The 2,494-nt window shown below is 67.8% G+C and carries 3 protein-coding genes; all 3 read left to right on the top strand.

The window, feature by feature from the left end; all coding sequences use genetic code 11:
* Nucleotides 1-533: 533 nt before the first annotated feature.
* On the top strand, nt 534-1,001 hold the full coding sequence (locus ACIBEF_RS32230; RefSeq protein WP_396797198.1) for a winged helix-turn-helix domain-containing protein: 468 nt from the start codon (nt 534-536) through the stop codon (nt 999-1,001).
* Between the two features lie 16 nt (nt 1,002-1,017).
* Nucleotides 1,018-1,545, top strand: a complete 528-nt coding sequence (locus ACIBEF_RS32225) for a transposase (RefSeq protein WP_396797196.1) — start codon at nt 1,018-1,020, stop codon at nt 1,543-1,545.
* Between the two features lie 147 nt (nt 1,546-1,692).
* Nucleotides 1,693-2,494: hypothetical protein (locus ACIBEF_RS32220; RefSeq protein ID WP_396797195.1), on the top strand; the 802-nt coding region annotated here is incomplete at its 3' end.

Below are 2,494 nucleotides of genomic sequence, written 5' to 3'. Positions count from 1 at the left end.
GGACAGGTGCCAGATGAGGCAGGACCGCAACAAGATCAGCCGATCGCACGACGCACCCTACACAGTGGACTTGGTACCCCGAGCCGGGTCAGTCCTGATCACGGAAAGTGGGCCAGATCCAGTCTCAGTCCGCCGTTGACACCTCAATAGACCGATCCTGGTCTCGGCCGCCTCCCAGCGGTACTCCTCGAAGAACTCCCACACCAGCTTCCGGCGGACCTGGTCGGTGTCCAAGGACGCCAGATGGGAGACCATCCTGGAAAGAGTCATTGGTTCGTACTTGGTACCCACCGGGCGAGCCTCACCTTCGACCCAACGGGCATCTGTGGTTGCAGGCTATCGCGGGTGCCCCCGGCGATCACCCAAGGGACTGTGGATCTAACGGCACCTCTCGTGTCAACCCGCCGGCAGCAGAGAGGTCGCCGTTACAGATCTTGAAAGGCAAAATTCGTCCACTGTGGCTTGGCGTGTCGGCGTGATCTTCGCCGATGATCGTTGTAGGCCGGGGTGATGAGGTATCCGATGGAGGTGGGTTGTCCGCGCGGGGGCGGGCCAAGCGTGAGGCGGTGCGGCGGCAGGCGGCGGGGTGGTGCGCTGCGGGGGTGTCGGTGCCGGAGATCGCGGCCAGGCTGCGGGTGTCGCAGACCGCGGTGTTTGGGTGGCGCAAGCGGTGGCGGGCCGGCGGCGAGGACGCCCTCGCGTCGAAAGGCCCTGGCGGGTCCCGCTGCCGGCTGGATGAGGCCCGGCTGCGACGGCTGGCCGACGCGCTGGACGAGGGGCCGGCGGCGCACGGCTTCGGCGATGATCAGCGGTGGACATTGGCTCGGGTGTCGGACCTGATCGCCCGCATGTTCCGCACCCGTTACACCCTGCGCGGCACCTCGTACCTGCTGCACCGCATCGGCTGGTCGGTGCAGGTCCCGTCGCATCGGCCCGTCGAACGCGACGAGGCCGCGGTCGCGACGTGGCGGCGGGAGGTGTGGCCGGCGGGAAAACGGTAGCGGCGCAGCTCGACGCGTGGATCTGCTTCGAGGACGAGGCCGGTCAGGCGCTGCGCCCACCGAAGGCCCGCACCTGGGGCCGACGCGGCCACACTCCACAGATCCCGGTGTCGGGCAAGGGATCCGGACGAGTCTCGATCGCCGGCCTGGCCTGCTACAAACCCGGCCAGCGTCCCCGGCTGATCTACCGCACCATCACCCACCGCGGCCGCAAGAACGAACGACGCAGCTTCCCGAACGCGACTACATCCGCCTGCTCGACGCCGCCCACCAGCAACTACGCGGACCGATCGTTCTCGTCTGGGACAACCTCAACACCCACATCAGCGCCGCCATGCGGAAGATGACCGCCGCCCGAGACTGGCTGCACGTGATCCGCCTGCCCGCCTACGCCCCCGCCGAGCAGGTCTGGTCCCACCTCAAACGCAGCACCGGCAACCTCGCCGTCCGCGGCGTCGACCACCTCCTGGCGATTATCCGCAACGACTCAAGCGCACACCGGCCTGACCCTCGACGACTCAACCTGACCATTCAAGATCTGTAACCAACTCCCCATCAACCCCGGGGCTTGACAAACGCCAAGACATCGGCCGCCCTGCAAGATCAGGGAGCAAAGGCCCGGGGAAACTGTTGAACGCGTGACTGTCTTCGCTCGTTGAGAGGCCAGTACCGGAAAGATGAGGAGATTCGGATGGCACCTAGGAATTCCGATCAGGTCTTTGCGCAGGCGTTGAACCGCCTGCCGGTAGGCACCCACATCACGGGCAACACCACAGTGATGCTGCCCGGTCGTACCGTCCCTGTTCCCATCGGCCCACTGGTGAGCAGACTCCGGAGCACCGCAGCCCGCGGGGGGCGGGTGGCGGCGCCGGATCCGGCGTTGGTCGCCGCGTTGGCCGCGCACGGCCTGCACCGCAACCCGACCGCGCTCCCCGACGGCAGATGGCGGCTGCTACCCAGCGGCGCCAGAATCAGCTGGCCCGATCAGGACTATGCGCAGGCGTTGAACCGCCTGCCGGTAGGCACCCGCATCACGGGCAACACCACAGTGATGCTGCCTGGTCATCCCGTCCCTGTTCCCATCGGCCAACTGGTGAGCAGGCTGCGGAGCATCGCGGCCGGCGGGGGGCGGGTGGCGGCGCCGGATCCGGCGTTGGTCGCCGCGTTGGCCGCGCACGGCCTGCACCGCAACCCGACCGCGCTCCCCGACGGCAAATGGCGGCTGCTACCCAGCGGCGCCAAAATCACCTGGACCGATCAGGACTATGCCCAGGCGTTGAACCGCCTGCCGGCAGGCATCCCCATCACGGGCAACACCACAGTGATGCTGCCTGGTCATACCGTCCCTGTTCCCATCGGCCAACTGGTAAACACACTGCGGAACACCTCGGCCGGCGGGGGGCGGGTGGCGGCGCCGGATCCGGCGTTGGTCGCCGCGTTGGCCGCGCACGGCCTGCACCACAACCCGACCGCGCTCCCCGACGGCAAATGGC

It is taken from the genome of Micromonospora sp. NPDC050795, from assembly GCF_044456785.1.
Classification (GTDB): Bacteria; Actinomycetota; Actinomycetes; order Mycobacteriales; family Micromonosporaceae; genus Micromonospora.
Note: the sequence above shows the minus strand (reverse complement) of the source record. Positions and strands in the feature narration are given on the sequence as shown.